At 58.4% G+C, this 3,987-nt stretch carries 2 protein-coding genes and 1 pseudogene; 2 read left to right on the top strand and 1 reads right to left on the bottom strand.

Features of this window, described 5'->3' with window-relative positions; translation table 11 throughout:
- Window positions 1–636: 636 nt before the first annotated feature.
- A pseudogene (locus tag JWR14_RS18105) lies at window positions 637–765 on the top strand (mandelate racemase/muconate lactonizing enzyme family protein); the annotation flags it as partial.
- Window positions 766–804: 39 nt separating this feature from the next.
- Here the strand turns inward: JWR14_RS18105 and JWR14_RS18100 are convergent.
- A complete protein-coding gene (locus tag JWR14_RS18100) occupies window positions 805–1,599 on the bottom strand; it encodes an FRG domain-containing protein (protein WP_299709477.1) in 795 nt (264 codons plus the stop codon).
- A 262-nt stretch (window positions 1,600–1,861) separates the two neighbouring features.
- On the opposite strand from JWR14_RS18100, the gene JWR14_RS18095 reads away from it, so the two are divergent.
- The gene (locus tag JWR14_RS18095) at window positions 1,862–3,916 is read left to right on the top strand and encodes a M3 family metallopeptidase (protein WP_299709475.1); all 2,055 of its coding nucleotides are present in this window, start codon (window positions 1,862–1,864) and stop codon (window positions 3,914–3,916) included.
- The last annotated feature ends 71 nt before the right edge of the window (window positions 3,917–3,987 follow it).

Raw genomic sequence — 3,987 nt, 5'->3', positions numbered from 1 at the left:
AAAATAATAGCGCTGCCGCTCAAGCTTAGCGCTAGGACGCGGGCTGGTGAAGGTAAGCCATGCCTGTTCATATGCTGGTCCGTCGCGACATGCGATGTCGCTAAGCCTGGAAAGAATGGATCGCTGGGCAATAGTCTGCAATGCCATGGCTCATCTGCAATGCGTTCGCGTCATTGCATGAATTTTGATCGAACGGCGGACTTGGCCGGTGAGCACTTGCCAGGACGGAATGCCCTAACGCGGACGCTCTATTCCGGAATACTTTCGCGGCGCGTCACCGAGTGTCCGCCGTTTTAACGATCTGGTCCAAAGCTCGATCGCTTGCTGAACAGCAATACATACCGCTGCATTTTGCAAGCCTGGATTGCGCACGTGGCGATGAAAGCGCCGCATTTTTCGCGTCTTATCTGAAGGCAAGAACTGGCGGGCAGTCGGTGCGGAGAGTCGTCAGAAAACGATTAGGCAGAGGCGCCGCCTGTGCCTCCATATGCCTCTCGTTGGTTGACGCTATCGGTTGACCCGCTTCGCCGAAATAAGGATGACAACGGCCATGCCGGCGACCGAGATCATCATGGCGACCAGGAACAATCCTGAGCTTAGCGAATGAGTTTTATTCTTGAGCCATCCAATATCTGAAGGCGTCTTATGGACCGGAAACTGGAGCATCGCAATGGTCACGTTCTATCGCATCAGACGCCCGGACTCGAATTCAACTTCGACGAGGAAATGGTCAAGCGTTATGGAAATCAGCTGGAGATACGGTAAAGAAACGGCCCTCTCTGCGTCCCGTGGCTGGAGTTGAAATCAATCGCGCGTCTTCGCCACTTGCGCCGGCCACACTATCTCCAGTTCCAGCGCAATTGAACGCGCCAGTCCTTCGAGGTCCGGGAAAAGCGACGCGTTCGTGATGTTCATCCTGTACAACGAACGCATGGCTTCGTCCCGTAGATTCGACGGCAACACGATCTTGCGCAGCAGTTCGTCGCTGCAGGTGTATTGATCGAGGATCATGTCGAGCGGCTGATGCAGCAGGCCGGGCAACACGAACGTCCCGGCTTGCGCGATCAACCGCTGATCCATCTCGGCGGGTTCGCCAAACCACATCACCGGGTTTTCGTCGCTAAGATAAAACTTTTCAAAATTTCCGGGCAGGCGTGGGTCGATCATCTCTCGTACAAGATGCGGCGCTGAAACAGGGACTGCGCGATCCGTCCACAACGCTGGGGTGTTGACCGCGAAAACGGCTACGTCAGTCACCGCACGCTCAAGCGCAAAGAACGCGGCAACAAACGGCGACTTGGTGAAATCGAGCAGTCTGGTCGGCGCGCCGTGGTGCTGCATCAGCCCGAGGCAACGCAGGTCATCGGACAGCGCGCGGACATCGGAGAGATAGTTATGCGCCTTGCGCCTGAAGATGCGAATGGCACGTTGCTCCTGAATCCCCCACGCCGAGCGGTCAGGCACGAATGCGGACAGGTAGCGCGATAACGAACTTTGCAACGGCCATCGTGCGTCCTGCTGACCGCGAAACGCCCAGCCGTCGAGTTCTATAGTGAGACTCATGAACTCCTGCCAGTTCGACACAATAATGGTTTGCATTGTCACTTATCCAGAGTAGCACTTGCTGCTTCCTGCCTGATCTTCTTCTGATCACAAGTCCGGGGCGGCAGAAGCAACCGACGCAGCATCCTATACGAAGAGATACGCCGCAGGATGCATGATCCAACTTTTGAGCCGGGCGCGCTGCCCAGACCTCCAAACGCTCGGATCAAGCCCGGCTCTAACCTTTAACCACGATGTCATATCATGTTCACTTAGCATGTTCACTTCGTGACCATCAACACCTGAAAGGTGGACCGACATGACTGACAACGGCAACCCCCTGCTACAAGACTGGCAAACGCCTTACCAATTGCCGCCCTTCCAGCAGATCCAGTCCGAACACTTCGCACCCGCATTCGCGGTGCTCTTCGAGCAGCATCTGGCGGAAATTGATGCGCTTGCTGACAATCAGGCTGCACCTACATTCGACAATACCGTGGCCGCGTTCGATGCAGCCGGCGCCACGCTTGATCGCGTGCGGCTGACTTTCGAAAACCTGTGCGCGTCGGAATCGCCGGCCGCGTTGCAGGCCGTACAGCGCGAGATGGCCCCGCTGCTTGCCGCGCACGACAGCAAGGTCGCCATGCATGCCGGTTTCTTCGCGAGGCTCGACGCAGTCCACCAGCAAGCTGCCGTGCTGGATCTTAGCGAAGAGGAGCAGCGTTTGCTGCAACGCATGCATACCGATTTTGTCCGTACGGGCGCCACGCTGCAAGGGTCCGGCCGCGAGCGTTTCGCGGTCATTGCCACGCGGCTCGCGAATCTGCAAACACAGTTCGCGCAAAACATACTCGCGGATGAATCCAGTTACCAGTTGCCGCTGACATCGGAAGCGGACCTGGCTGGGTTGCCTGATTTTTTGCGCCAATCGGCACGCAGCGCGGCCAAGGAACGCGGTGTGGAGAGTTACGTAATCACGCTCTCACGCTCGTTGGTGCAGCCCTTTCTTACATGGTCCACCCGACGTGATCTGCGCGAGACAGCGTGGCGCGCCTGGACCAGCCGCGGAGAAAACCCGGCACGCGATAACCGGCCGATCGCCCGCGAGATACTCATGCTGCGGCAAGAGCAAGCACGGTTGCTCGGCTACGAAAACTTTGCCGATTACGCGCTTGCCGATCGTATGGCGGGCAAAACGTCTGCGGTGCACGCGCTGCTTAGTCAGGTATGGGAGCCGGCGAAGGCCAGTGTTGAACAGGAGCGTCAGGCTTTGGTCGCGCAGGCTGCCGCGCTGGGTGAACCCACCGACATTGAACCGTGGGACTGGTATTACCTTGCCGAGAAGGTACGGGTTGCCCGCTATGCACTCGACGACGCCCAAGTGAAACCGTACTTCAGTCTGGACGCGATGCTCGCCGCCATGTTCGATTGCGCGGAACGCTTGTTCGGCGTGCAGTTTACCGAGCAACCCCGTGACCAAACCCACGCGCTGCTGTATCACCCGGACGTGCGCCTGTGGGAAGTGCGCCGCGGAGCCGAACTGGTGGGGATCTTCCTTGGCGACAACTATGCCCGCCCCAATAAACAGGGCGGTGCGTGGATGCATGTTTATCGCAGGCAAAGGCGTAATGGCGGCGCGGCGACGCCGATCGTGGTGAACAACAACAACTTCGCCCGCACTGACGATGGTCCAACGCTCCTGAGTTTCGACGACGTCCGCACGCTGTTTCATGAGTTCGGCCACGGCCTGCATGGCTTGCTGTCTGATGTGAACTATGGTCGCCTGTCGGGTACCAATGTGCCGCAAGACTATGTGGAGCTACCTTCTCAGTTGATGGAAAACTGGGCCACGGTGCCGGAGGTGCTCGCTAAGCACGCGCGTCACGTGACCAGTGGCGAGCCTATTCCGGCTGCGCTGATCGAACGCATCCGAGCTGCACAGACTTTCAACCAGGGGTTTCAGACGGTTGCCTACACGTCATCCGCGTTGATCGATATGGCGTTGCATCTGCGGAATGATCCTGAAGGCATCGACATCGCCCAGTTCGAGATAGCTGAGCGGGAGCGGCTCGGCGTACCGCGCGAGGTGGGCATGCGCCACCGGCTGCCTCACTTTGGCCATATCTTCAGCGGCGGATATTATGCCGCCGGGTATTACGTTTATATGTGGGCGGAGGTTCTGGAAGCCGACGCGTTCGATGCATTCGAAGAAGCCGGCAGCGCATTCGATCCCGCGCTAGCGGACAAGCTGCATCGGTACGTGTATAGCGCTGGTGACAGCCGCGAACAGGGCTCGGCGTTCCGCGCGTTTCGTGGCCGTGATCCACGCGCCGACCCCATGTTGCGCAAACGCGGATTGCTGCAGACTGAGTGAAGAGGCCTTGTTGACCGGCCGTGCCCTTCGCTTACGAGTTGCCGCTCCGAGGCAAGAGTTCAGGCGTGGAT

It is taken from the genome of Caballeronia sp. (assembly GCF_028292365.1).
Classification (GTDB): domain Bacteria; phylum Pseudomonadota; class Gammaproteobacteria; order Burkholderiales; family Burkholderiaceae; genus Caballeronia.
The sequence above is the reverse complement of the archived record's forward strand: the minus strand, read 5'-3'. Positions and strand labels throughout refer to the sequence as shown.

Excerpts from the sequence above, each read along its gene's own strand:
- JWR14_RS18100 (WP_299709477.1), bottom strand. The coding sequence starts at position 1,599 with ATGCAAACCATTATTGTGTCGAACTGGCAGGAGTTCATGAGTCTCACT.
- JWR14_RS18095 (WP_299709475.1), top strand. The coding sequence starts at position 1,862 with ATGACTGACAACGGCAACCCCCTGCTACAAGACTGGCAAACGCCTTAC.